This window comes from Streptomyces mashuensis, assembly GCF_014654785.1.
GTDB lineage: Bacteria > Actinomycetota > Actinomycetes > Streptomycetales > Streptomycetaceae > Streptomyces > Streptomyces mashuensis.
This window is the reverse complement of record NZ_BNBD01000007.1, coordinates 281,680-306,996: the sequence shown is the minus strand read 5'-3', so window position 1 is coordinate 306,996 and position 25,317 is coordinate 281,680. Positions and strand designations below refer to the sequence as shown.

The 25,317-nt window shown below is 72.1% G+C and carries 24 protein-coding genes; 19 read left to right on the top strand and 5 right to left on the bottom strand.

Annotated features, from left to right (window positions below):
• Positions 1 to 330 precede the first annotated feature (330 nt).
• The 3 genes from IE305_RS19005 (at position 331) to IE305_RS18995 (ending at position 3,266) form a co-directional block, all read left to right on the top strand.
• A complete protein-coding gene (locus IE305_RS19005; RefSeq protein ID WP_190130845.1) occupies positions 331 to 1,107 on the top strand; it encodes an ABC transporter ATP-binding protein in 777 nt (258 codons plus the stop codon).
• Positions 1,104 to 1,859: an ABC transporter permease gene (locus IE305_RS19000; protein WP_190130844.1), complete on the top strand. Its 756-nt coding sequence runs from the start codon at positions 1,104 to 1,106 to the stop codon at positions 1,857 to 1,859. The genes IE305_RS19005 and IE305_RS19000 overlap by 4 nt, the downstream gene beginning before the upstream one ends.
• Before the next feature lie 72 nt (positions 1,860 to 1,931).
• A complete protein-coding gene (locus IE305_RS18995; protein WP_190130843.1) occupies positions 1,932 to 3,266 on the top strand; it encodes a wax ester/triacylglycerol synthase domain-containing protein in 1,335 nt (444 codons plus the stop codon).
• Between the two features lie 55 nt (positions 3,267 to 3,321).
• On the opposite strand, the gene IE305_RS18990 is transcribed toward IE305_RS18995, so the two are convergent.
• The 3 genes from IE305_RS18990 to IE305_RS18980 form a co-directional block, all read right to left on the bottom strand.
• The gene (locus IE305_RS18990; protein ID WP_190130842.1) at positions 3,322 to 3,714 is read right to left on the bottom strand and encodes a hypothetical protein; all 393 of its coding nucleotides are present in this window, start codon (positions 3,712 to 3,714) and stop codon (positions 3,322 to 3,324) included.
• A gap of 102 nt (positions 3,715 to 3,816) precedes the next feature.
• Positions 3,817 to 4,488 (bottom strand): hypothetical protein, encoded by a 672-nt coding sequence (locus tag IE305_RS18985; protein ID WP_190130841.1) that lies wholly within the window; start codon positions 4,486 to 4,488, stop codon positions 3,817 to 3,819.
• Positions 4,489 to 4,645: 157 nt separating this feature from the next.
• On the bottom strand, positions 4,646 to 4,936 hold the full coding sequence (locus IE305_RS18980; protein ID WP_190130840.1) for a hypothetical protein: 291 nt from the start codon (positions 4,934 to 4,936) through the stop codon (positions 4,646 to 4,648).
• 163 nt (positions 4,937 to 5,099) lie between these two features.
• On the opposite strand from IE305_RS18980, the gene IE305_RS18975 reads away from it, so the two are divergent.
• On the top strand, positions 5,100 to 5,897 hold the full coding sequence (locus IE305_RS18975) for an isocitrate lyase/PEP mutase family protein (protein ID WP_373311673.1): 798 nt from the start codon (positions 5,100 to 5,102) through the stop codon (positions 5,895 to 5,897).
• Between the two features lie 33 nt (positions 5,898 to 5,930).
• On the opposite strand, the gene IE305_RS18970 is transcribed toward IE305_RS18975, so the two are convergent.
• Entirely contained in the window at positions 5,931 to 7,181 is a 1,251-nt protein-coding gene (locus IE305_RS18970; protein WP_229891182.1) for a wax ester/triacylglycerol synthase domain-containing protein, read from the bottom strand.
• 305 nt (positions 7,182 to 7,486) lie between these two features.
• On the opposite strand from IE305_RS18970, the gene IE305_RS18965 reads away from it, so the two are divergent.
• The 3 genes from IE305_RS18965 to IE305_RS18955 all read left to right on the top strand — a co-directional run bounded on the left by IE305_RS18965 (position 7,487) and on the right by IE305_RS18955 (position 10,611).
• Positions 7,487 to 8,512 (top strand): hypothetical protein, encoded by a 1,026-nt coding sequence (locus IE305_RS18965; RefSeq protein ID WP_190130837.1) that lies wholly within the window; start codon positions 7,487 to 7,489, stop codon positions 8,510 to 8,512.
• A 75-nt stretch (positions 8,513 to 8,587) separates the two neighbouring features.
• Positions 8,588 to 9,391, top strand: a complete 804-nt coding sequence (locus IE305_RS18960) for an alpha/beta fold hydrolase (RefSeq protein ID WP_190130836.1) — start codon at positions 8,588 to 8,590, stop codon at positions 9,389 to 9,391.
• The gene (locus IE305_RS18955; protein WP_190130835.1) at positions 9,379 to 10,611 is read left to right on the top strand and encodes a hypothetical protein; all 1,233 of its coding nucleotides are present in this window, start codon (positions 9,379 to 9,381) and stop codon (positions 10,609 to 10,611) included. The genes IE305_RS18960 and IE305_RS18955 overlap by 13 nt, the downstream gene beginning before the upstream one ends.
• Before the next feature lie 33 nt (positions 10,612 to 10,644).
• Here the strand turns inward: IE305_RS18955 and IE305_RS18950 are convergent, their stop codons facing one another.
• Positions 10,645 to 11,181: a hypothetical protein gene (locus IE305_RS18950; protein WP_190130834.1), complete on the bottom strand. Its 537-nt coding sequence runs from the start codon at positions 11,179 to 11,181 to the stop codon at positions 10,645 to 10,647.
• Between the two features lie 261 nt (positions 11,182 to 11,442).
• On the opposite strand from IE305_RS18950, the gene IE305_RS18945 reads away from it, so the two are divergent.
• The 12 genes from IE305_RS18945 (at position 11,443) to IE305_RS18890 (ending at position 25,279) form a co-directional block, all read left to right on the top strand.
• A complete protein-coding gene (locus IE305_RS18945) occupies positions 11,443 to 12,294 on the top strand; it encodes a serine/threonine protein kinase (protein WP_229891180.1) in 852 nt (283 codons plus the stop codon).
• A complete protein-coding gene (locus IE305_RS18940) occupies positions 12,263 to 13,753 on the top strand; it encodes a serine/threonine-protein kinase (protein WP_229891179.1) in 1,491 nt (496 codons plus the stop codon). Before IE305_RS18945 ends, IE305_RS18940 begins: the two co-directional genes overlap by 32 nt.
• 119 nt (positions 13,754 to 13,872) lie before the next feature.
• Complete coding sequence (locus IE305_RS18935) at positions 13,873 to 14,913, top strand: LGFP repeat-containing protein (protein ID WP_373311679.1); 1,041 nt, start codon at positions 13,873 to 13,875, stop codon at positions 14,911 to 14,913.
• Between the two features lie 63 nt (positions 14,914 to 14,976).
• Positions 14,977 to 15,972, top strand: coding sequence for an alpha/beta hydrolase (locus tag IE305_RS18930; protein ID WP_190130831.1), 996 nt, complete (start codon positions 14,977 to 14,979; stop codon positions 15,970 to 15,972).
• 114 nt (positions 15,973 to 16,086) lie between these two features.
• Positions 16,087 to 17,610, top strand: coding sequence for a DUF8189 domain-containing protein (locus IE305_RS18925; protein ID WP_190130830.1), 1,524 nt, complete (start codon positions 16,087 to 16,089; stop codon positions 17,608 to 17,610).
• Between the two features lie 18 nt (positions 17,611 to 17,628).
• A complete protein-coding gene (locus tag IE305_RS18920) occupies positions 17,629 to 19,713 on the top strand; it encodes a DUF8189 domain-containing protein (RefSeq protein ID WP_190130829.1) in 2,085 nt (694 codons plus the stop codon).
• Between the two features lie 188 nt (positions 19,714 to 19,901).
• On the top strand, positions 19,902 to 20,828 hold the full coding sequence (locus tag IE305_RS18915) for a hypothetical protein (RefSeq protein WP_190130828.1): 927 nt from the start codon (positions 19,902 to 19,904) through the stop codon (positions 20,826 to 20,828).
• A gap of 12 nt (positions 20,829 to 20,840) precedes the next feature.
• Positions 20,841 to 21,773 (top strand): hypothetical protein, encoded by a 933-nt coding sequence (locus IE305_RS18910; RefSeq protein ID WP_190130827.1) that lies wholly within the window; start codon positions 20,841 to 20,843, stop codon positions 21,771 to 21,773.
• Between the two features lie 42 nt (positions 21,774 to 21,815).
• Positions 21,816 to 22,196, top strand: coding sequence for a hypothetical protein (locus tag IE305_RS18905; RefSeq protein ID WP_190130826.1), 381 nt, complete (start codon positions 21,816 to 21,818; stop codon positions 22,194 to 22,196).
• Positions 22,197 to 22,224: 28 nt separating this feature from the next.
• Positions 22,225 to 22,638, top strand: coding sequence for a hypothetical protein (locus IE305_RS18900; RefSeq protein WP_190130825.1), 414 nt, complete (start codon positions 22,225 to 22,227; stop codon positions 22,636 to 22,638).
• A 60-nt stretch (positions 22,639 to 22,698) separates the two neighbouring features.
• Positions 22,699 to 24,186: a hypothetical protein gene (locus IE305_RS18895; RefSeq protein WP_190130824.1), complete on the top strand. Its 1,488-nt coding sequence runs from the start codon at positions 22,699 to 22,701 to the stop codon at positions 24,184 to 24,186.
• Position 24,187: 1 nt separating this feature from the next.
• Complete coding sequence (locus IE305_RS18890) at positions 24,188 to 25,279, top strand: polyprenyl synthetase family protein (protein WP_190130823.1); 1,092 nt, start codon at positions 24,188 to 24,190, stop codon at positions 25,277 to 25,279.
• The last annotated feature ends 38 nt before the right edge of the window (positions 25,280 to 25,317 follow it).

Here is a 25,317-nt window from a genome sequence, read left to right as displayed (position 1 = left end):
AAAACCAGCCGGCCATTTCGGAATGGATGCCGATCATAACCAGCCAATTCAAGGAAGAGCGGTTGAGGTTCGAATGCAGGATTGGTATCCGCCCTCAAGAGACATTCATCGCCGGTTGCACGGGTTTCCGGCTTTGCCTCCCTTTGCGCCGAGGGGGCTCCCGGCGCGGGGGACCGCGCCGCGCGTCTACCGGATGGTGTGGTTTCCGGCAGCGAGGTGGTCACGCGTCTCCGTGACCGGGCACGGGCCTTCCAGGGGCGGCGACAAGACGGCACGACGGCAGCACTCCTACAGGATTCCCACGGGCGCCGCCCCGGGGAGGGGAAACCGATGGTCACCACCCGCGGCCCGGCACCACGGCACCGCACCGGTCCCGTCCCACCGGACGCGGTCGCCGTCGACATCGCCGGTCTGTGGGTCTCCCGCGGCCGGCACACGATCCTGCGCGGCATCGACCTCACCATCGCCCGCGGCTCCATCACCGGACTGGTGGGCCCCAGCGGGTGCGGCAAGACGACGCTCATGCGCGCCGTCACCGGCACCCAGCGGATCGCCCGCGGATCGGTCCGCGTCCTGGGCCGGCCGGCCGGTGACGCCTCCCTGCGGGGGCGCATCGGCTACGACCCCCAGGCGGCCGCCCTGCACACCGACCTCACCGTCACCGAGGAGCTCCGGTACTTCGCCGCGGTGCTGGGCGCCCCACCCTGCGACGTGCAGCGCGTCATCGCCGAACTGCGCCTCCAGGACCACGCCGGCCGGCTCGTCGGCAGGCTCTCCGGCGGCCAGCGCAGCCGGGCCAGCCTCGCGGTGGCCCTGCTCGGCACACCGGAGCTGCTCATCCTCGACGAGCCGACCGTCGGCCTGGACCCCCTGCTCAGGGACGAACTCTGGCAGCTGTTCGTGGCCCTGGCCGAGCGCGGCATCACCCTGCTCGTCTCCACCCACGTGATGGACGAGGCGATCCGCTGCCCGCGTGTCGCGCTGATGCACCACGGGACGGTGCTCGCCTGCGCCGCCCCCGCCGAACTGTGCGCCGGCACCGGACGGTCCGGCCTGGAGGACGCCTTCAAGGACCTCATCACGGCAAGCACGGGCGGACCCCGATGACCGGGGTGCGGGCCCTGCGGGCCTCCGCGAAAATCACCCTGTGCACCACGCACCGCGTCCTGTGCCAGCTCCGCCACGACCCGATGTCCTTGGGCATGACGCTGGCGGTCCCCGCCCTCCTGGTCGTCCTGGTGCGTTTCATCCTGCCGACGCAGGACGCCTTCCAGCGCTCCGCGCCCGCGCTGCTCGGCCTCTTCCCCCTCGTCCTCGTCTTCACCCTGGCCTCCATCAGCACCCTGCGGGAGCGCTCGGCCGGCGTGCTGGAACGCCTCATGCTCATGGCCCCGCGCAAGGTGGACCTGTATTTCGGCTACTCCCTGGCCTACGCGCTCATCGCCCTGCCGTCGACCGCACTGACCATCTGGATCTCCGTCGACCGGCTCGGGCTCCGCGTCAGGGGCCCGCTGTGGCCCCTCGGCCTGGCAGCCCTGGCCTCCGCGTTGTTCGGCCTGGGGCTCGGCCTGCTCGCCGGGGCCTTCGCCCGCAGCGAGATGCAGGCCATGCAGTACGTTCCCGTCCTGATCCTCCCGCAAGCCCTGCTGTGCGGCCTGTTCGCTCCCCGCCACGCCATGTCCCGGCCCCTGGAGACCTTCTCGGGCTTCATGCCTCTGTCGTACGCGGTCGACAGCCTCAACGCGTCGGCACGCGCGGCCGGGCCCGACGACACCTACGTCCGCAACGTGGCCATCCTGGTCGGCAGCGCCCTCGTCACCGTCGTCCTGGGAGCACTGGCGCAGCGCAGAACCCTGTGACGCCGTCACCCCTTGGGCTGACGGAGTACGCACATCGGCACGCGGACCGCTGCCGGACGGCACACTGACACCGTGCCAAGAAGGCTTCTTCACCAGGTGATGAGCGCCCTCTTCCGTGACGATGTACGTGACGACAACGAGCACGACCGCCTGCCGCTGACGGTGGGGGACCACCTCCTGGCCCTCCACGCGCGCAAGGTGAAGCACGCCTCCCACGCACAGGTCGCGATGGTGGCCCGCCTTCCGGGTCCGGTTCCCAGCCGGGCGGAGGGCGAGCGGCTGGTGCGCGAGGCAACGGACCGGGCCCCGGTTCTCCGTTACCGCGTGGCAGGAACGGCATGGCGGTCGCGTTTCGAACCCGACCCCCGGTTCGACCCCGTCCGGCATCTCGACCTCGTCCGCGTCCCGCCGGGCAGGACCATGGAGCAATGCCTGCGGGAAGCACTGGACCGGCCACTGCCGGCGGACAGACCCTTGTGGAGCCTGCAGTTCGTCCACGGTCATGCCCCGGACGAGCACCTCGTGTGCCTGCGCATGGAGCACACCATGGGCGACGGCATGGGAGCGCTCCTGATCCTGGCCGCTTTCCTCACCCCGCAAAGCCTGCCGGTTCCCGCTCCGCAACCACGGGCCGGCTTCCCCCCGCTCCCCGTCCTCCGGCGCACGCTGCCGCCCCTGCTCCAAGGGGCCCGGCTCCCCGCCCGATGGCTGCCGGCCAAGTCCTCGCGCAGGCACGGCCTGACCCACCACGACTTCGCCCTCGACGCGACGCTCTACCAAGGCATCAAAGACCGTACGGGCGCGACCACCGCGCAGGTCAGCACCGCCGTCCTCGCCGGCGCTCTGCGCGCCTGGGCACCCCGGCACTGGGGTGCTCCCCTCCCCCGCCGGCAGCGCCACGGTCTGCGTACGGGGATGACGCTCAATGTCCGCCATCCCCTCCACCCGAGTGTTCTGGGCAACCACGTGGGAATGCTGCCACTGACCCTCCCCTGCCACGAACCCGATCCGCTGCGCCGCCTCCAGCACGTCATGGCACACGCCGATCCGAGGGAGAAGGACGACTACCGGCGGCTGTGCCAGTACATCAACACCCTTGCGCCCGTCCCCGCGTGGTTGCTCAGCCGAACCGTCCGGTGGCTGACACGCCTTCTCCCCCGGAACGTCGGCGTCACGATGATGCGGGGCCCCGGTACCTGCCCCACCCTCCACGGCATGCCGTTGTCCCTGAGCGGCCGGGTCGTCCTGCGTCCCGCTCTCGGCGTCGTCGGGTTCGTGGCCTTCCGCGACACCGTGACAGTGACGCTGACCTTCGAGCACATGCCGCCCGCGGAGGTCGGCCGGCTCGCCCGTCTGCTGCCGCATGCGCTCGCCGAGTTGCACGACCGCTTGTGCGGTACGGACTGATCCCGGGCTCGCGCGTGTGGTCACTGCGGTGGCGAGAAAGAGCAGCAGTGGGGCATCACGCCTTGGCGCGCCCCTTGCGGCCCTTCGGGGGCTCGCATTCCTTCGCGGCGGCGATGAAGGGCGCCAGCGCCTCATGGAGTTTGTTCAGTGAATCCGGTCCGAGTTCGATCTGGTAATACTGGACGGACGGCACCAGCCGGGTTTCCAGTTCACCGCTCCCGTCCTCGCCGCTCTTCGCGGCCCCGACCCGTACGTCCATGCCCGGAACGGCGAACGTGTGCAGATGGACGTCCTCGGTCACGGCCGGGTCGAGGTCGTCGTAGGCCTCGACCTTCACCCATGTCTCCTGGGTGATGGACTGATCGCCCACCGTCAGAGTTCTGCCCCCTTTCCGCACACCCGGCTCGCCTTGCCGCGATTCGTCCACTTCGATAAATCTGGTGCCCACCTGCGCCCCTTCTCAAGAACGGTGAAATCCTAACCGCAGGCGAGTAGTTGTACTCGACCGGGAACGCCGAGGCCGGCTTCCCCGCGGCCGGGACCACCGGTTTCAGGATCGAGGCCCCGGCCTCTCGCAGATGACGTTGTCGAAGTCGACCGCCGTCGCGACACTCTCGACGAACGCACGCACCCTTTCGCCGTCCTCGTCGCCGAGTTCCATATAGAAGGTGCAGCTCGGCAACTTTGCGTAGCACAGGGACAGCAGAGCCGCGACGAGAGTGTCCCCCTCCGGGTCGGCCGGGTCGACCGGGCCTCCGTCGACCTCCAGGTCGTCACCGCAGAGGACGTCGTCGAGAAGCGCCACACCCGCCACCGTGCCCCCGTCCCGCCGCGCCACAGCGAACGGCGAGTACCAACTGCTGCACCGCGCCCGCAGGCCCTCGACCGTCTCCTTCTCCACGACGTGGAGGCGCCGTCCCCTGGCGTCCTGGAAGTCCAGCCACGCCTGAAGCACGTCGTCGGGAGCGTCTGCCGTCCGTTCGTGCCACTCCATCGAGCAACCGCGGCCGGCCACCGGAATCGGCTCGCGGGGCAACCGCAGCGTGCGGTAGCGGTTCACCTGGCGAAAGTCCCGTGACAGCATCCAGCGATGCGCCGGAGACCCGTGCGCGGCACTGCCCCTCAGCCGGCGTCCCTCTCCGGCGGCCAGCGCCGCCTCGGCCGCCTCTTCGTTCCAGGGAACGAACGTCAGCGGCGGTTCGAAGGCGGCATGTTCCGGCATCGCAGGAGCATAACAACAGGTCACCGCGTCGAAGCGGCCGTCTTCGCAGACACGGAGGAACGTACTGATGCCGGGGGCAATCCGCCGAGCCGCCGCCCGAGTGATCCGGCCCGGCGGCCGGGGTCGTTCTCTCTCACCCCGGCCCCGGTATCACGCCTCAGCCGCCGGCCGGAAGCACACTGCCGGCCGCGGAACCCACCGTGGAGACCGTCCGGCCGACCCCGGAAGAGGCACCGCCGGCGCCGGCGGCACCGGCGGCGGCGCCGGCGGCCGCAACCTGGCCGACCTGGGAACCCGCAGCGGAGACCGCCTGACCGGCGCCCGCCGCCGCACCACTGACAGCAGAGCCGACGCCCTGCGCCTGTGCCGGCCCGGCCGCAGCCATGCCGGCCACCACCAGACCGATCGTGGACGAGATGACCGGAACCCACCGTCGCCAACGGTTCACGTTTCCTCCCGGATGCCTGCGTACCCTGCCGGAACGCCAGAAAGAGGCTGCCCACCGCGGAGCACCCGAGTCCGGGCCCGCGGGGCTCGCGGAGGCATCCACGAGGCGCACCGTCCGGTGTGTGCCTGCTCCCCGGTTGTGTCCACCCCGCCCGCCCGGAAGTATGGCGTCAGTGACGTTCCATCAACTCCACTCTCCCGGCGACGTACCGTTCCTGCTGCCCAACGCATGGGACGTCGGATCGGCCCTCGCCCTCGTCGAGGCCGGTTTCCCCGCGATCGGGACCACCAGCTTCGGGATCGCGGCCGCGGCCGGCAGCCCGGACGGCCGGCACGCGACGCGGGAGGCCACGCGCGCCCTCGTCGAACGGCTGCGAGCACTGCCCGTGTACGTGTCCGCCGACATCGAGGACGGGTACGACGAGGATCCCGAGCAGGTGGCGGCCTACGCCGCCGGCCTCGGGGCGGACGGCGTCAACATCGAGGACAGCGCCGCCGACCGCCTGCTCCCCGCCGACGTGCACGCCGCCAAGGTGGCCGCGGTCAAGCGACGGGCACCCGGTCTGTTCGTCAACGCCAGGGTGGACACCTACTGGCTGGGCGAGGACGCCACCGTCGACGCCACCCTCGCCCGGGCCCGTGCCTACGTGGCGGCCGGCGCCGACGGCATCTTCGTCCCCGGCGCCACCGACCCCGACCACGTACGTGCGTTCACCTCGCAGCTCCCGGTGCCGGTGAACGTCCTCGCCGTCCCCGGCGTCCCGCTCGCCGAGCTCGGCCGGCTCGGCGTACGGCGGGTCAGCACCGGTTCGCTGCCGTACCGCGCCGCGGTCGACACGGCCGTCGCCGTCGCCGAGGCCGTACGGGACGGCAAGCCGGTCCCGGCCGCGACCCCGTACCGCGACGCCCAGCAGCGGCTGCTGGCCCACCAGGACCGCCTGGACGGCCCGGCCCGCCCCTGAACACGCGCTCGGCGTGCCCCGGGCCTCGGACGCCTAGTCCGAAGCCGGGCCCCCGCCGTCGTCGAGGTGTTGCGCCTCGCGCTGCCAGACGTCGTGCAGGGTGTTCATCTCCGGCAGCGCCGCGTCGGTGACGAACACCACGGCCGAACGCCCCTGGTAGGTGTAGAGCAGCACCAGCGCCGGCACCCACGCCGGGAGCAGGACCAGGGGGTCGACGGCGCGCACCGGATCGCCCTGCCACGCCAGCGGGTGCCGGAACATCACGTGCGAGCAGAGGATGGCCGCTCGCTCCGGCTTGAGAAGCGAGCGCATCAACGGGTGCATCAGCCATCGCGGCGCGCCCTGGACGAACCGGCGCAGCGCCTCCCGGTGCGGCGCGGACTTCAGCGCGGCGGTGGCCGCGACCGTCGCCGTCAGGTACTGGGACGCGGGCAGGCCGGGGCCGGGCAGGAGGATGCGTCCCCCCAGCGTCCGGTTGCCGGGCGCATCGGCATGGGTGGGGCTCCGGACGTTGACGGCCACGGTCAGAGGAAGCGTGGCCCGGGAGGCGTGCGTGGCGTGCACGGCCGTCCAGCGCGTGAAGGTACGGGCCACGGACGCCACGTAGGCGTCGTTGACCGTGCCCCGGTGCCGGCGGGCCGCCGCACGCAGGACATTCGTGGGCACGGCCGCCCAGTGCAGCGCCCGCTGCTGTGAACAGCGGTCTGCGGGGTGGGGCCACAGGTCGGTCCTCGCGACCGTCCGGGCCACGAACCGTACGGCCGCCGCCGTGTGCCGCAGGGACGGCGTCGGCGGGTCGACCAGTGCCCGCGCGACGCCGGAGGACCGCTCCGGCGGGATCGGGGAGGCGCTGAACAGCGTCTCCAGGGTGTGGGCGACGCCGCCGGCGTCCTGCAGACCGTGATGGGCCCGGAACACGAGCGCGTAACGGTCCTGGGCCCACCCGCGGGCCAGGGTGAGGTCCCAGCGCGGACCGTCCACGGGGAACGGGGCCTGGCTCAGCTCCCGCGTCGCCTCCTCCAAGGACCCGCCGATGGAGAGCTGCCGTTCCCGGACGTGGTCCGCCACCCGCGGAGGGCGCCGGGCCCACCGCGATCCCAGGCCCTCGCCGGTGAGGACGGACGACAACGCAGGCAGCGCAGGCAGTTTCGCGGCCACGTGGGCACGCAGTCGGCCCAGGCTCGGAGGCACTCCGCTCAGGTGCAGCACAGCCCCGACCGTCAGCCCCGGCTGCCGGTGGAAGACCAGGTCCAATGGCGACGGACGCTGCTCGCCACCACCCATCGCCGCCTCTTCCGCACGCCGCCGGGAGCCTTCACGGCACCCCCTCACTCGTCTGTCCCAGTGTGACCGTCGCTCGCCTTCCGGCGCCATCGGCAGCGGCTGCGAACTGCCGGTGGAACGCCGAAGCCGCGCCGCGCATGCGGCAGGGTCATGGGGCCCGAGATACATCATTTGCAGTCGGTTACCAGGCTTGGACAGCCGTGGAGGCAAGCGGGCCGATTTCGCGCTTGTGGCGGCCAGGCGCGCACCGGAACCCTGTTGGCTCTCACCGCTGGCATATGCACGCCTTCAGGAGGGAACCAGCCATGCCCTTGAGACACACGGCCGTCGGCGCGTTCGTCACGGGTCTCGTGCTCATCGCCGCGCCCATGGCCCCGGCCGCGACGGCCGCCCCGGCGGCCGATCCGCCGGGCTGCACCCGCACCCCCCTGCGGAGCGGCGGCGTCCACATCGTGTGTGCGCAGGGCGTCCCCGTCGACACGGTCGTCAACGGCACCGACAAGGCGGACATCATCGAGGTCAGGGGCGGTGACGCCGTCACCGGGCACCTTTCCGGCACGGTCAACGGCCTCGGCGGGGACGACGTCGTCCTCGTCGACAGGATCCTCGGCAACGGCGGCGGGCGGCACATCCCCGGGGTCGTCGACGGCGGTGACGGCGACGACGAGATCACCGTGGCCGACAAGGACAACCAGCCCGTCCAGGGGCACATCCTCGGCGGCGCGGGCAACGACACCATCACCACCGGCAACGTGACCCATCAGGCGTACATCGACGGTGGCGCCGGGAACGACGAGATCACCACCGGTCGCGTGTTCACCACCAGTGTCAAGGGCGGTGACGGGGACGACGTCCTCCGCCTCGCCGCCTACGACGTCCCCGGATACGACAGGACCAGCAGCCTCGACGGCGGCGCGGGCAACGACACCATCACGGTCGGGGAACTCGGCGGCCCGCTCCACGGCGGCCCTGGTGACGACGAGATCACCGTCGACAGGTTCGCCCGCGTGAACTCCCGCCTCCCCAAGCCCGCCACCATCCACGGCGACGAAGGCGACGACGTCATCCGCGCCGGCGCGATCGGCGCCACCGACAACGTGCGCACCACCCACATCGGCGGGGGCGCCGGAGCCGACCTCATCGAGGTGCCCTCGGTGGGGCAGGGCAAGGCCGCCACGGTCTCGGGGGACGACGACGATGACGTCATCCAGGGCCCGGGCGGCACCGCCGTAGCCGTCGGTCCGTACGGGACCGTCGACGGCGGACGGGGCGACAACGTCTGCCGCACCGACAGTCGTGCCGGCGGTACGGTCACCAACTGCCCGGCCTGATCAGGCCGGCGCCCCGGCGCATGGCAGCGGTGCCCCTGGGCATTCCTGTCGCTACGCCGAGTTTCATGGAGTGCGATGGGAACGCTCAGGAGCGGGACGCTTCCGGTGCCGGGCGCGCGGCTGTACTACGAGGTGCGGGGCGCGGGCCCGCACCTGTTGCTCATCACCGGCGGCAACAGCGACGCGGCCGTGTTCGAGGGCCTGGCCGCCGCGCTGGCCTCGTGCTTCCGCGTCATCAGCCACGACCCGCGCGGCAACTCCCGCAGCACGCTCGACGGGCCGCCGGTGGACCAGCGGGTCGAGGTGCACGCCGACGACGCGTACCGTCTCCTCGCGCACCTCGCCCCGGCCGGCGAACCGGTCCACGTGTTCGGCAGCTGCGCCGGTGCGCTCGTGGGGCTGGAGCTCACCGTGCGCCACCCGGAACGCGTACGGGCGCTGGTGGCGCACGAACCGCCCGCGCTGGGCCTGCTGCCCGATGCCGACGAACTCCTCGCGCTCGTCGACGACGCCGTCCGGACTGCCGAGTTGCGGAGGCTCGACCCGCTCTTCGGCGGCCGTTCCGCGCCGGTGCTGCCCGAGGAGCGCGACAACACCACGTTCTTCCTGGCCCATGTGCTGCGCCCCACCACCCGGTTCCTACCCGACCCCGCCGCGCTGGCGGCGGTTGCGGACCGGGTCACGATGGCGGGCGGCCAGGATTCGCGGACGTACGTCATCCACCGTCCGGCGGCCGTGCTGGCGCAGCGGTTCGGGCACCGGCCCGTGCTGTTCCCCGGCGGTCACGTCGGCTACGCCAAGCACCCCGGGGCGTTCGCGCGGCAGCTCGTCGAGGTCTTCGAGGTCTTCGCGCCGAGGGGGCGGGCGTGCGCATCGTGATGGGGGCGCAGAACTGCGGCTTCGGGCCGGTCGCGGAACTCACCGCGGTCTCCCGGCTGCTCGCCGGCCACGAGCGGGTGTTCGTGGGGGACGGTGTGGCGTCCGCGTTCGCCCGCGCCAATGCGGACGCCTTCGACGACATTCGGACGGGCGGCGGCCGGTCCGCCGAAGCCCTCGTCGAGTCGAGTGATCGCGTGGTGTCGGCGATGGACGCGGACCTGGCCTTCCGGGCCGTGGTGGCGGGGCGGCCGGTGGTCATGGTGGACAGTCTCTTCGGCTTCTGGCAGTTCGGACGGCCCCTGGCCCGGATCCGTGACATGTGCGAGCGCCTGCCGCGCTCCGGGACTTTTGCCGCTGCGGACGCGCACCTGCGGGAGCTGTCCCCGCACGAACGCATCCTGGCCGCCCATCTTCTCGCCACCGACAGCGTGGTGCAGAACTTCCCGGGCGTGGGTGCACGGCTGGCCGCGTTCGCGGCGCTGGGCCCGGGGCCCGTCGTGCATCTGACCGGCCCGGTCATCGATCACGCGGGGCTGCCGCCGGACACCGCGGGTCCAGAGCCTCCGGAGTACGACCTGCTGGTCAATGTCGGTGGCTTCACGAACTTCCTGCTGGATGTCGAGGCGAACAACGACTACCTGTTGCTGCTGGAACGCTGGCTGGGGGATCTCCTGCGGGACCGGCCGCAGTTCCGGCGCGTGCTGGTCTGCGGTGGGCCGTTCGCGGGGAACCGGGCGCGGACCGTCTCGTTCGCCGGGCGGCAGGCCGTCTGTTGCTGCCTGCCGCAGCGGGAGGTGCTGCGGCAGGTGGCGCGCACCCCCGTCTGTCTGCTCGCTCCGGGGCTGACCGCCCTGCACGAGTCGCTGGCCCTGGGACGGCTGCCGCTGGCCCTGCACGAACAGCACTACGCCCACGTCTTCACCGTGCGGCACCTCGACGGCACCCTCTTCGGCCGGCTGGCCAACCGCTTCTCGGACGTCGTGCCGTACGACGACATGCCGGAGGACGACCACGCCGGCACGGCGGCCCTGGTGAGGATCGCCGGCCGGATACGCACGGACGACGGCCTCTACGCCGCGTTCCGGCGGGCCTTCGACGAGCGCCTCGACGAGCATCTCGGCCTCACACCGGCGCAGCAGCGGCACGGCGTGCAGGAGCTTCGGGACCTCCTCGGCGGCGAGTCCGTCGCTTCCGTGGTGGCCAGGGTCTTCGCCCGGTAGGGGGCCGCCGCGTCGTTCCGGGCATCGGTCCCGTCAGGTGATCGTGAGCGTCGTCACTCCGGTCGCACCGGTGAAGCCGGTGGTGAGGCACTGCAGGGCGTTCGGTTGTGGCAGGGCGATGATCTCGACCACGGTGCGTCCCTCGAAGCGGCCCTCGACGACCTTGCCGGTGATGGTGGTGACCACCTGCCCCGCCACCGCCGTGCTGTCCCCGCCGATCTCGGCGACGCTCGCGTCGCCGGTGCTCCACCGGAAGGTGCGCCGGCCCGTGAACCCGTCGAGCAGGTCGTCGCACCCGGCGAAGAGACTGAAGCTCTCCCCGTACGTTCCGCTCTTCACCTTCCCTCCCGCGTCGACGCAGGACACGAACCGTCCCTCGGTGGTGACCTGGAAGGGCCGGGGTTGGAAGGTGAAGCCGGGGCTGTAGGCGACGGACTCGGTGCCCTGGCACTGAAGGAGGGCCGGGCCCTGGTCATGGCCGTCCGCGGAGGCGGACGTCACGGGCGTCGTCATGAGGCCGAGAGCGGCAACCGCGGCCAGGACACGGGACCGTGATCTCTCAAAGGGCATGGTGGACCTCCTTGGTGGTGGGCGGCACGGGGCATGGCATTCCCCGCGGGGAGAGCGCGAACATCCGGGAGACGGGCGCACGGGAGTGACCGCAGTGCGCGCCGTTTCGCCGGCAGGCGCTCGGCGAGCGTCGTGCGCACCCGGCCGGTACTCGGCCGGCAACTCCCGGGTGACCCCTCGTCCCTCCCCCGATGTGTAACGTTCGGCATGCGTGACGCCCGCCGACGGGCCGGTGACCGACGGCGGAGGGAGGAGGGGACCGTGCGCGGGATTGTCGTTCACCTGCCGGGGAGCAGCGATACCGGCGGTGCTGGTGAGCCGTGCGGTGACGCCGTGACGCTGCGGCTCGCCCCCGGCGAAGTGGCACGGTTCGGGCGTGGGTCCCCCACGACCCCCGTGGAGCTGCGGCTCGTCGATGCCGCGATCTCCCGGCTGGCCGGCGAGATCCGGGTGACCGACGACCACTGGCAGCTGAGCAACCACAGCACGACCCACAGCTACCTGGTGGAGAACCCCGAAGGGGCGGGCGAGTACCTGCGGGTGCCGCCACGGCGCGCCGGCGCCCCCATCCCCTTCGAGTTCTCCCGCGTCGTGCTGCCCACCCGCGGGAGCGCGACCGTGTCCTTCCAGGTCTACGCGCCCGACCACGTCTACCTCGACCCCGACGGCATGGGCGGCCCCTGGGGGAGCCGTACGGTCACCGCGTACTCCCTGGACGAGACGGCGACCTACTTCCTGGTCCTGGTCGCGCTGTGCGAACCGCGGCTGCGCGACGAGTCACCGGTCGCCGTCCCGACGACCCCGCAGATCGTCGAACGGCTCGGCGGCCACCCGGCCTGCCCCCGGCTGACGGCCCGGGCCGTCAGCTCGCACATCGACTACCTGGCCGAGGAGAAGATCCGGATCAGCACCCCGGCAGGGGCCGACGCGCGGCGCGACGCCCGTCGTAACGGCAAGCGCGAGGCGCTCGTCGGGCTCGCCCTGCGGTTCGGGCTCGTACGGGAGGAACACCTGGCACTGCTGCCGCCCCGGGCGGGGAACGGTCCCCGGGATGCGGAGCCACGGACGGGAGGAGGGAACGGTGCAGGGGTCGTCCGGCAGACCGGGGAGTGACGGGACGGGGAGTGAGGGGACCCGGCCGCTGCCGCCGGGCCACCGTATCGGCAGCTGGGAGGTCACCGGCCCGATCGCCGCCGGCGGCTGGGGAACCGTTTACGCCGGCCGCCCGGCCGCTCCGGGAACGGACGCCCCCGGTACCGTCGCCCTCAAGATCCTGCCGACCGGCGGGCTGGCGCCCAGCCAGGCCCGCAAGGTCGCCGAAGTCGCCCGCCGCGAGGTGGAGTTCGGCCGCCGGGCCAGGCACCCGCGGCTGATCCGCCTGCTCGACTCCGTCGAGGTCAGCGATCCGGACCAGCCGTTCCTCGACGGCGCGATCGTCCTCGTCATGGAACGGGCCGCGTGCAGCCTGCGGGAACGGCTCGGCAGCGCGGTGACCGGGGCCGAGGGCGCCCGGCTGGTCGGCGGCATCTGCGAGGGTCTGGCCCACCTGCACCGCAGCGGCTGGGTGCACGGCGATCTCAAGCCGGACAACGTCCTGCTCATGGCGGACGGTTCCGTCAAGCTCTCCGACTTCGGGCTCGTCACCGAACTGACCGGCACCCACGGCACGCACGGCTACGCCCCTCCCATGGGCACCTTCGACTACCTCCCGCCCGAGCGGTGGAACGCGTCGCTCAGCGAACAGGGCGTACAGGTCCGGCCGAGCGCCGACATCTGGGCGCTGGGCATCGTGATCCACCAGGTGTTCGCCTCCGGCGCCTCTCCGTTCCCCGGTGCCACACCGGTCTCGCGCGCCGCCGCAGCGCAGGAGTACGCGGACGGGCGGGCGTCCCTCCGCCTGGACCCGGCGGTACCGCCGTTCTGGCGCGAGCTGGTCACCGACTGCCTGGCCCCGGCCCACGCCGCACGCGCCGGGCACACGGCCGAGAGCCTGCTGGCCCGCATCGCCGCCCACATGGCCACGGCGGACACACCCGACACACCCGACACCCCGGCCGCTGGAAAACCCCGTCGCCCCCGCCGCCCGCGTACCCTCCGTACCGCCCTCACCGCCGCCGTCGTCTGCGGCGCGCTCGCGGCGGGCTGGTGGTACGCCGCCCGTGACACCGCTCCCCCACGGCCGGGCCCCGACGAAGTGTCCGCCGCCGCGGCCGGCCCGTCTTCCGGTGCCGCCGGCCGCGTACGGGTGTTCAACGCCGAGCAGACCTGCCGGGACCGCGCCGGCGGGCGGGACCCCAACTGCAGCCTCGGCCTGGCCGTCGACCCCCTCCACCCCTACACGCCGGACAACGTGGTGCCGACGCGGGTGTGGCACGGTGACGTCCTCGCCGTCGACTGCCAGTACCCGCAGGGGCTGCCCATCGTCGACGAGACGGGCCTGCGCTCGTCCCAGTGGTTCCGCGTCCGGCTCCCGGCCGGCTCGTCCGGGCCGGGCACCGCGTGGCTGCCCGCCGTCCGCACCAAGGACCGGCCCTCCGTCCCCGTGTGCCCGCGCCCCACTCCCCTACCGTGAGGCACGCGGGGCCCGGCCGTCACTCCGGATCGTTCCGGATACCGCCCCCGTAGCCCCGCTACTACCTTCCGGGCCGTCGGTCACCTCACCCACACGGAACGGAAGACAGCATGCGCCGGATATGCACGCTCCTGCTCGGCGGGGCCCTTGCCGTCACCTCCTTCCTCCCTGCCCCCGGTGCCCTCGCCGCGGCGAACGGCGCGGGCCACGGGCAGCCGCCCCCGGCGCGCAGCACCGCCACCGTCCCGGGCCCGCTGGGGCACCCCGCGCCCGCCATGGCCTTCTGCGACATCCCCGCCGAACGCGACATCGCGGTGACCCGCAAGGTCTACGAGGTGGGCCAGCGCCGCAACGTCTCCGACAAGGTGATGCTCGCCGGGTTCGAGACCGGCTGGGTCGAGTCCCGCATGAACAACCTGAACTGCGGTGACCGCGACTCGCTCGGCGTCTTCCAGCAGCGGCCGTCGCAGGGCTGGGGCACACCCGAGCAGGTCCTCGACGTCGACTACGCGGCCAACAAGTTCTTCGAGGTCGCCCAGCAGATGGAACCGCGCATGGAGGGCAGCACCGCCGGGCAGCTCGCCCAGGCCGTGCAGCGGTCCGCCTACCCGGCCCGTTACGACCAGGCCGAGGGCGTCGCCCGGGCGATGCGGGACGAGGCGTTCCAGCCGTACGGCTCGATCGGCGCGAAGTACCACAGCCTCGGCGGGCCCGGCGGCCCGCTCGGCGAACCGCTGCGCGCCGAGGAGGACGCCCGGCTGGGCGGCCGCTTCCAGCTGTTCCGCAACGGGATCGTCATCTGGCACCCGGACGCGGCCTTCGCGATCTACGGCGACATCCTCGCCAAGTACTGGGCGACGGACTCCGAGCAGCGCTGGGGCTTCCCCACGATGGACGAGGCCGACGCGGGGCGGGCGCCCGACGGGACCCGCGGCCGCTACCAGTTCTTCGAACGCGGGCTGTTCCTCTGGTCGCCGCCGACCGGCGCCCACACCGTCCACGGCGAGATCCTCAAGGCCTTCCAGAACGCCGGTCACGAAGCCGCGGTGGGTTATCCCCTGACGGACGAGACGGACGAAGCGGGCGGCAAGGCCCAGAAGTTCCAGAAGGCGACCATCCACTGGAACCCCTCCAAGGGCACCTGGATCACCAACAACTGAGCTGTTCCCCTTCCCCCTCTTCCCCTCTTCCCCCCCCTCACACTCACCGACCAGGGAGTCGCGTTGAACGAGCAGCAGCACCCCACCCGCCGGGGCATCCTCAAGGCCGTCGGCGGCGCCTCCGCGGCGCTGGCCCTGGGCGCCGGAGGCGTACTCGCGTCGGCCGCGTCGGCCCACGCGGCCGGCGACGGCTTCGGCCTGCGCATCGTGGACCGCAACGAGTCCGACCCGCGCATGTGGTACTACCGGTTCGCGACCCGGGAGATCGCCTGGGCACCCGCCGTCAACGTCCTGCTCCCGGACGACTACCACACCAGCGGTCGCACCTACCCCGTCCTCTATCTGCTCCACGGCGGTCTGGAGGACTTCATCTCCTTCGACGTCAAGGGCATCCGGCCCTGGACCGCAGACAAGCCGCTCATCGTGGTGATGCCCGACGGCGGGCCCGCGGGCTGGTACTCCAACCCGGTCAGCACCAACGTCGGCCCCCGCAACTGGGAGACCTTCCACATCAACCAGCTGATCCCGTGGGTCGACGCCAACTTCCGGACGTACGCCGAGTACGACGGCCGCGCGGTCTCCGGGTTCTCGATGGGCGGCTTCGGCGCGCTGAAGTACGCCGCCAAGTACTGGGGCCACTTCGCCTCCGTCAGCTCCCACTCCGGCCCGGCCAGCCTGCGCGGCAACGCCGCCGGGATCCCCGGCGGCGTCGTCCACTGGGCCAACCTGTCGTCCGCGGCCAAGGAGCTGGGCGGCGGCACGGTCTACGGCGCGCCGTTCTGGGACCAGGCCAGGGTCACGGCCGACAACCCGGTCGAGCGCGTCGAGAGCTACCGCAACAAGCGGATCTTCCTGGTCTCCGGCACCAGCCCCGAACCGACCTTCTGGGACCGGTTCAACGAGACCGCCGTGCTGGAGACGCAGCGCGAGTTCCGCGGCTTCCTCGGCCGGGCCGGCATCCCCCACGAGTGGCACGAGGTGCCCGGCGGCCACTTCGTCCGCCCGGACCTGTTCAACGACGACCTCAACGGCATCATCGACCGGCTGCGCAAGGCGTAGGCCCCGGCAGACACGACCGGACACAACCGGACACTGCAGGACATCGCAGCTCCCGGGCGCGGCGGCAGCCCCCGCCCCGCGCCCGGGAGGGTCCCCACGGAGGAGGAACGCCACGTGTTGCACCGCCTTTCCCGACGCGCGCTGAGCGTCGTCGTCGCGGCGGCAGCCGCCGTACTGCCGTCGCTCGTGCTGCCGTCCCCGGCGGCCGCCCGGGCCCAGGTCGCGGGCTTCGCCGCCGCATGCCCCACCGCCGGTTTCGTGTCCGACCACTACGGCGGCGCCCGGAACCACGACGGCGTCGACATCGCCAACAACTACGGCACGCCCATCTTCGCCGTCGGTGACGGCGAGGTCATCGCGTCCGGCCCCGCCCAGGGCTACGGGCAGTGGATCCGGATCCTGCACCCCGACGGGACCGTGACCGAGTACGGGCACATGTCCCAGCGGGACGTCGCCGTCGGCGAGCGCGTGACGGCCGGCCAGCGGATTGCGCTGATGGGGGCCGAAGGCGAGGCGGACGGACCGCACCTGCACCTGCGGGTGCGCCGCGACACGTCCATGAACCGCGGCATCGACCCCGAGCCCTACCTCGCCGAACGCGGCGTGACCCTGCCGTGCACCCCGGGGGCCCGCCCCGGGCCTGCCCCGCTGGTGCATCCGGCGGAGTCGGGACGGGTGGTCTCGGCCCGGTCGGCGGACGGACGTCTGGAGGTGTTCGCTGCGGCGGCCGACGGTGTGCACCACGCCTGGCAGCTCCAGGCGAACGGCGCCTGGTCGCCCTGGGAGCAGCTGGGCGGCCCGGGCGGCGCGGAGCTCGCGATCGCACCGAACGCCGACGGCCGGCTGGAGGTGTTCGCGATCAACGGAAAGACGTTCCAGCACCGCTACCAGATGTCGCCGTCCGGTGGCTGGTCCGGCTGGGAGGGCTTCGGCACGGGCGGGCGCGACACCGCCGCCGGGGTCAACGGCGACGGCCGCATCGAGGTGTTCGCCTCCGGCCCGGAGGGAGTGTTCCACCGGTACCAGAACGCGCCGAACGGCGGCTGGTCGCAGTGGGAGGGGACGGGTGGCGGCCCGGTCGGCGCCCGGCTGGGGATGGAGAAGTCGTCCGACGGCCGGCTGGAGGTCTTCGCGCTGAACGACAAGGTGTTCCGGCACCAGTACCAGACCGCCGTCAACGGAGGGTGGTCGGCGTGGGGGGAGTTCGGCGAGGGCGGTCGCGACCTGACCGTCGACCACAACGCCGACGGGCGCCTGGAGGTTTTCGCCTCCGGCCCGGAGGGCGTCTTCCACCGATACCAGTCGGACCGGGGCGGCTGGTCGGGGTGGGAGCCCACGCGCGGCCCCGCCAATGCGCAGCTCACCAGCGACCGCACGGCCGACGGGCGCGTCGAGGTGTTCGCCGCCAACAATGACGTGTCCGTGCACATGTGGCAGACGGGCGTCAACGCCCCGTACGGCGACTGGACCGCTTTCGGCGCCGGCGGGAGCGAGATCACGGCCGCGACCAATGCGGACGGCCGTCTCGAAGTGTTCAGCACCAGCGGCGCCGGGGTCCGCCACAAGTGGCAGACCGGCTTCAGCACCTGGTCCGAGTGGTCCTGGGTGAACGCCACCGCCGGCCCGGTCATCCCCTGACGCCGGAAGGCGGGCCCCATGCATTCGATCTCCCGACGGCAGCTGTTCCGGGGCTCCGCCGCGGCGGGCGCGCTCACCCTGCTGGGTTCCGGCCTGCCGGGTTCCGGCGCCGCCACTGCCGCTGCCGTACCGGCCGCCCCCGCACCGCCGCACCCGTGGATCGGCGCGGGGCCCTTCACCCACGTCTACGACCCGTCCACCTCCGGACGCAGGCGCTATCTCAACGACCACACGCTGATCAAAGCGGCGGGCCGGTGGCACCTGTTCAGCATCGTCGGGGCGAGCGCCGCCGACGGCCAGTCGCCGGACAGCGGGGCGGAGGTGTCGTTCGCGCACGCCTCCGCACCGGCTCTGTCCGGGCCGTGGACCACGCACGCCGACGCGCTGACCGTCGACCCGTCGTACTTCGGCGAGGAGCACCTGTGGGCGCCGTACGTCGTCGAGGCGGGCGGGACGTACTGGATGTTCTACGCCGCCGGCGGGCGGGACGGTGCCGCGATCAACCTGGCCACGTCCACCGACCTGTTCACCTGGAGGCGCCTGCCCACGGGCCCGCTGTTCCGGGGGCTCGTGGCGCGGGACCCCATGGTGCTGCGCGTCGGCGACGAGTGGGTGATGTACTACACCGAAATCTCCGGGGCCACCGGGGCCTCCGGCACCTCCGGTCAGGAGGGCCGGCACGTCGTGGCCTGCCGGCGGTCCCGCGACCTCGTGCGCTGGGGCCCGCCGGCCGTCGCCTTCACCGACGCGACCACCACGGCGACGCTGTCCGTCACAGAGTCGCCCTTCGTCGTCGAGCGCGACGGCTGGTACCACCTGTTCGTCGGGCCCCGCAACGGCTACGACGGCACGGACGTGTTCGTGTCGCGCGACCCCTTCCGCTTCGGCATCGACGGTTACGCCGGCCACGTACCCGGCCACGCGGTCGAGGTGGTCACCGACGGGCAGCAGTGGTACGCCAGTGCCGCGGGCTGGTTCCACCAGGGGCTGTACGTGGCCCCTTTGCTGCGGCAGGACACGCCACCGCCCTGGCAGAGCCCGGACAATCCCGCGGCGGCCCTGGACGTCCAGGGCCGGCTGACGGTGTTCGCACTGGCGGCGGGCGACCGTTCGCCGATGCGGCGGGTCCTGCTCGACGCGGAGCCGGGTGGGGCGGGTACGTGGTCGGCGTGGGAGTCGTTCGGCGGGCCCGCCGGGGCGGTTCCGGCGCTCGGCCGCAACGCCGACGGCACGCTGGTCGTGTTCTCCCTCGACCCGGGCGGCGCCGTCCTGCACCACCGGGTGCAGCGGCCGGACGGCGGCTGGTACGAGTGGGACGGGTTCGGCGGTCCCGCGGGCGCCGTGCCGGCCGTCGCACGCAACGCGGACGGCCGGCTGGAGGTGTTCGCCCTCGCGCCCGGCGGCACCGGCATCGCCCGCCGGCGGCAGTCGGGGCCCGGTTCGCCGGCGTGGGAGGCGTGGGACGCCGGCTTCGGCGGGCCGGCGGGCGCCCCGCCCGTCGTGGCCGCCAACGCCGACGGACGGCTGGAGGTCTTCGTCCTCGCGCCCGGCGGCGCGGAGATCGTCCACCGGTGGCAGGAGACGCCGGGCGGCGCGTGGTCACCGTGGCAGCGCTTCGGCACGGCGGCCGGCTGCGCGCCGCGGGTGGCACGGGACGGCAGCGGCCGGCTCACGGTCACGGCCATGGCCCCGTCCGGGGTGGCGGCGTTCCAGCGGCGTCAGACCGTGCCGAGCGGCGGCTGGGACGACTGGCAGCCGCTGTTCGGCTGGACGGCCACGGCCCCGGTGCTCGCCCCCGGCGCCGACGGCCGGCTGGAGGCCTTCGCCCTGTCCCCCGGCGGCGCCCGTCTCGCCCACCGCTGGCAGACGGCCCCGGGCGGCAGTTGGGCCGCCGGCGACGACTTCGGCGAGCCCGGCGTCCGCCTCGGCGCCCCGCCGACGGCGGCGGCCGACGCCACGGGACGCCTCCACGTCCTGGCCGTCACCACGGAGGGCCGCATCCGCACCCGCGTCCAGGACCGCCCCGGCGGCGGCTGGCGCCCGTGGACCGGCTTCGGCGACGTCGCGGTCGCCCCGGTGAGGTCGGGCAGCCCGGGCTGGTAGGCGACCGCACCGCACGGTGAAGCACACAGGCGGCTCGGAACGCCGTGATGTGGGCCATTCAGGAAATTCCGTGTGTCACAACCGGAGGGAACCGAAGAAGAAGACACAATTTCCAAGTTCTTCGACAGCATTTCGAATGCGTGTCGCAACCTCTGCCGCAAGGCCATGGCCAGGAGGTCACCAACCGTATGGCGGACACCGGATACGACCTGGCCGTGGGATTCACCCCCAAAGCCCTCAACTCCGGGCTCGGCAAGCTCCACCAGCAGCACGGCGCCATCTTCAAGGGCCGGGAACGCCGTGCGTTCATGACCGTCACCTACACCCTCGAATGGAACGTCGCGGAAGCCCCGCGACTGGTCCTCGGTCCCCTGCCGGAGGGGCGCTGGAAGGACGCGTACAAGGCCAAGGGCGCACCGGAGAGCCCGCCTGCCACCGGAGTGTTCCTGCTCGACCTGCCGAAGGCCGGTTTCAAGGCCACACCGGACGACAAGAGCCTCAGGTCCCTGCAGGGCGAGGGGCAGGTTCAAGCAATCTGTCAAGCCTTCGTGGAGAACAAGACCCTCACCATCCGGCCGCTGGCGCTCTGGTTCGCCAGTCCGCCGACCGACCCGTCGGACGTCCGCGCGGTCAAGGGTCTTGTCGTACCCAAGATCCTGTCGATTGCCGGGGGCCTGCTCACAGGGTTGCGGATCCCCACCCAGGAGCTGTTCGGCAGGAAGATCACCCTGGAACCGGCCCTGGTCGACGTGTCGGGCACCCACCTGGTGCTGGCGGCCACCGGTGACGTCAAAGCCCTCGCCCCGGACAGTCTGGCGGGCACGAAGTGGCCCGACCGTCCGGTCTTCGCACTCGGCAGCCGCACCTTCCTCCAGAAGCTGCTGCGGGCGGGCGTCGACCAGTACCGGGGCAAGGACATCTTCAACAAGAACTTCGGCAACGACATCGCCAACGTGACGGTGAAAGTCGTCCTCAAGTTCGTCGAGGACCTCACGCTGGACCCCGCGGACCCGACCAGGGGCACCGGCGCCGTCGGCCTGGACTTCAGTGCCGACCTGAAGGTCGGACCGGAGAACGGGCCCTGCTCGTTCATCAAAGCCGGCTCGGGCCTCTGACGGGGCCGGCGCATGACGGACTTCGACATCGCGGTGGTCATGGGTGAGGACACACTGGACCGGGCCATCGCCCATCTGTACGGCCGGGACGGACTGCGGTCACAGCTGTTCTCGGGCAAAATCACCGGGAAGATCCTCGACGAGCCGATCACCTTCGAATGGGCCCTGGAGGAAGCCCCGTCCCTGATCCTGTGCGAGCCGCCGGAGGAGAAGTGGGCGAAGGCGGTCGGCCGGAAGAACCAGCCGCCGCCCCGTACTCCGGGCGCGTTCACCGCCCGGCTCCCCCGGGTGCGGTTCGGCAACTCGGTGGACAAGAAGACCTCGTACCTCCCGGTCGAGGTGCTCTGCGCCTTCAGCTCGGACAGCGGAGTCCTCGGGGTCGTGCCGCTGGGGGTCATCGCCGACCTGAGCAAGGAGGGGCAGGCGGGACAGCGCTTCTACCGGTACGTCATCGTCCCCAAGGTGCTGCACGCGATCGTGCTCGCCCTGGGGTCCGTGGCACTTCCCCACCTCCACGTGGCCGGTGTCGAGTTCGGGCCGTTCGTCCTGGCCGCCGGCCAGGGCCGGGCGGTCGCCGTGGCCAACTCCGCCGAGCGCCCCGCACCCCGACGGCCGTCCCCGGCCGACTTCCCCGCCGACCCGTTCAGCATCCTGCTGGCCGCCCCTCTCGTCCAGCGGATCACGGCGAACGCCTTCGCCGAGGTCAAGGGGCGGTGGATGACGACCAGCGGCAGCTCGACCTTCGGGATCGGTCGCGCCGACTACCGGGGCGGCCTGTGCGTCAAGGACGGCACCTTCACCCCGGTCCCCGGCGACCCGCTGACCATCCGCGGCAGCGTCGGTATCGAGGCGTACGGAGACGCCCAGGTGGATCCGTTCTCCGGACTCGAGGACGCGCTGGAGAAGGCGGGCGACACCATCGGACGCGCCTTGAAGAGCTACTGACACCCCGGCCGGCCCCCACCCCGAAGAACCAGAAGGACGTTCATGGGCACCATCGGCATCCGCTACGAAGCCACCGTCCGCCCCAGCCCCCTGCCGGTCACCCTCGGCGTGAGCCTCGACGGCTCCTCGGTGCGCGGCCGGGTCGAGGACGTCGGCGACTTCACCGTGCTGCTCACCCCGAGCGGCGACAAGGTGCCCGAGGAGATCCTCTCCGCCATCGCCTACCCGGTCGCCCAGACCCTCGGGGTGCTCCTGCCGCCCCTGGCCCATCAGCTGATCGACGGGCACACCTTCACCCTGGCCACCGTGCCGGAAGTGACCCACGACCTCGGCGGCGAGAAGGTCACCGTCAGCCTCGACGACCTCGAGCTCACCCAGCACGACGGCATGGTCAGGCTCAGCGCCAGCCCCCGGCTGAGCTGACCGCCCGCACTACCTCAAGGAGAACACCATGGCATGGGTGGAGATCCGGGTGGACATCGACCCCCGATCGCCGAGAGTCACCGCGCAACTGACAGGCATCAAGGACTGGGTGAAGGGCGAGAAGGGCGAAAAGGACAAGAACGGGAGAGTGTCGATCGCCATCAGAAACGTCGAGCTGAAGAGCATCGCCCTCACGGTGACGAAGCCCGAATGGGCCAAGAAGCCGATGGCGAAATTCAACCACCAGTGGGCCGGAGTCGTCAGCGGAAAGCTCAAGGAGCTGGACGTGGGCATCCCCCTGACCCGGCCGTTCAGCTGCGAGTTCCCCGTTCCCGGGAAGGACGGCGAACCGGTCGACCATGTCACCGTCCTGGCCCACAAGCTCGCCCTGGACACCTATGAAGGAAAGCTGCTGGTCCACGGTGAGGTGACGGTGTCGTGACGATATCCGCGCGCTCCACCTGCCACCGGCCGCCGACCACCACGAAGAGGACGTATTCGCATGACCAAGCCTCCCGAAGGCACAGACGCACCAGGCGCCGCGGGCACCGGGCCGGTGCTCCACCTCGCCGACACACCCGGCTATCCACTCGCCCGCACCGTGGCGATGCCCGAACACCTTCCTTACGGCACCGGCGCGTTGTCCATCCGCTTCGGCTCCCTGGAGGTCCGGGCGGAAGGGGCACCGGAGGAGGTTTCCCGGGAACCCGCCGGGGACGGCACCCGGGTCACCTACCGCATCCCGGCCCTGCTGCTGTCCGGCAGGTACGTGCTCGAGGCACGCCCGGACGAACTCCCCACCTGGGACACGGCCGGAAATCTCGCGCCTCTTCCCGAGAGCGCCCGCACGCCCACCATCTCACGGGCGGCCCGGCTGGCATCGGAGCTCGAGCCCCTCCCCGAGGGCACGGTGAAGCAGTGGACCGACCGGGCCAGGGAACATCAGGACCAGCTGGCCCTCACCAAGAACGGCGAGCTGGCCGTGCGGGCTTTCCGAACCCACAACGAGGCATTTCACGATGTGTTCACCAAAAGCAGCTTCGGGCAGAAGTGGCCGGGGGAGGGCCGTGAGTACGGCTTCACCCGGAAGATGGCGGAGCACACCTACAGCCGCGTGGACCCGCAGGCCTCGCACGGCAACCAGCTGCCGGTCAACGACCTGACGTGGACGAGTGGCGCCCCCTACAACACGCACTCCTTCAAGACCTTCACCACCCTCCAGACCGTACTGGGCCAGATGGCGTTCGTCAGCAGGCAGCGGGGGTATGCGCAGGAGGCCGACAAGTACGAAGCGGCCAGCGCCGCCGCCGAGCACTTCGCCGAAGAGGTCACAAAGACGGGCAATACAAAAGAGCATACTGTCCCGTACACCCAGAAAGCCGTCTACAGCGCGATCGAGAGCTACACGCCGCCCAGGAAGAAGCAGGACTACACGGCGGAGCTGGCCCGGTACCGCAGATACACCCCCTTGCTGGGCACCACTCCGGGCGGGCTGCCGCTCGGTGAAGAACACGGGGCGGCCCTCGATCACGAAAGCACCGAGCCACTGCCGGACGAGGCTTCGTACCGGGTCCCGATGGACCGGGAGGACTACGAGATCGTCCGGGAGACCACCCGGGACTTCTACCGGCATCTCGCCGAGCGCGCCGGAGCCGAAGCCGATGTCCTGTACGAAGGGGCTTGTCACGCGCGGCTCGCGGGCGTCGGCGTCAGCATCGATCTCGCCCGGGCCGTCGGCGCCGGTACGCAGGCCGCCGACCGGCTCCTGCGTACCGGCTCACGCGACGCCGAGGTCACCCTGCCCGCCCTGCGGCTGAGCGTGGCCGGTCTCGAGGGCTGGGAGGACCAGGCGGGCCGGATCGCCAGGGAGCGGCTGGACGGCATGGTGTTCGTCCCGGAGCTGCTCAGGGAGTCGGTGGCGGAGACCGTCCGCTATGCCGCGCTGGCCGGCATCGACGGTTTCGCGCTGCCCGCCCGGGGGCGGGGATGACATGACGACGACACCCGAAGGCGCCCTCCCCGTCACGCTCCCCGCCCAGCAGCCGGCCCGGGGCCGGCCGCCCGGGCCGGGGGACGACTTCTGCGCCCGGCTCTGGAGCGAACTGCTCGCGGACGAGCTGCCCCGCTACGAGGGGATCCTCGACACGGCGCTGGCCCCCCAGCGCCCGTACCTGACGGAGAACGAGTACGCGCTCTACGGGAGCGGCAAGCGGCTGCGCCCGGCCGTCCTGCTGCTCTGCGCCCGGCTCGCGCAGGAGTCGGGCCCCCTTCCGGAGAAGGCGCTGCGGGGCGCGGTCTCGCTGGAGATGCTGCACATCGCGACACTGGTGCACGACGACGTGGTGGACGGCTCGGCCCTGCGCCGGGGACTCCCCTCGGTCAACGCGGTACGCGGTACGGAGACGGCGGTCCTGGTCGGTGACCTCCAGTTCGTGCAGGCCGTACGCGGCTTCGCGGACGCCATCGAACACGGCGACGACATGCGCCTGGTACGGCTCGTCCTGGACGCGGCCTTCGAGATCTGCTGCGGGGAGCTCGACGAGCTGACGGTGGACCCCTCGTGGGACCCGGCGGTGCTGACGGACCGCTACTGGCGGACCGCCGAGCGCAAGACGGCGGAACTGTTCGGCCTGGCCGCCGAGTCGGGGGTGCTCCTGGCGGGCGGCCACCGTTCCGACGCACGCCGGGCAGGCTTCTACGGACGCCGGATCGGCCGGGCGTTCCAGGTGATGGACGACCTCTTCGACCTGGTCCAGGACCCCGCCGACTCGGGCAAGCCGCTCGGAGTCGACCTGTTGCGGCGGCGTGCCTCGCTGCCGCTGATCTACGCGATGGCCGAGCTCGGCCCCGGCCACCGGGTCAGCCGCGTCATGCGCGGCGAGGACCTCGGTGACCAGGACGGCCCGGACGGGATCCGGCGCGTCACCGCGGAGATCCGGGCCTCCAGCGGGTTCGCCCGTGCCTACGCCGACGCCAGGGCGCAGGCCCTGGACGCCATCGAACACCTGCGCCCGTTCCCGGCCGGCCGGTACCGCCACGCCCTGGAGGACCTGGCCCTGCACGTCGTCGACCGCGTTCCCTAGGCCGGCCCACGACCGCGTCGGCAGGAGGGGGGTCCGCT